We start from the raw sequence: 325 nt of genomic DNA, 5'->3' as shown, positions 1-325 counted from the left end.
CATGTATACCAAAACGACCGCGAAGAAGGACAAGGCATAATGCCAAAGTTTCTTGATGGACCCGAACTGAGACGTGACTTGAGAAAGGCTTTCAAGAGGGAGTCGGCTGCCCGTCTTGCCGTCGCCTACTGGGGCGATGGGGCAGCAAAAGATCTCGGTCTTTCGGGCGAGGCGGTCAGGATAACCTGCAATCTCATGGGTGGCGGAACCAATCCGGAAGAGGTCAGACGCCTGATCAAGACCGGTGTTCAGGTCCGACATCACGTCGGCTTGCATGTAAAGCTCGGCGTTGTCGGGGACGTCTCCTTCCTCGGCTCCTCGAATC

At 56.3% G+C, this 325-nt stretch carries 1 protein-coding gene; it reads right to left on the bottom strand.

The window, feature by feature from the left end; genetic code table 11:
• On the bottom strand, positions 1-276 hold a 276-nt coding region (locus Q4528_RS13120), incomplete at its 3' end, for a hypothetical protein (protein WP_303521921.1).
• Positions 277-325: the final 49 nt, after the last annotated feature.

The organism is Staphylococcus pasteuri (assembly GCF_030547725.1).
GTDB lineage: Bacteria > Bacillota > Bacilli > Staphylococcales > Staphylococcaceae > Staphylococcus > Staphylococcus pasteuri.
Note: the sequence above shows the minus strand (reverse complement) of the source record. Positions and strands in the feature narration are given on the sequence as shown.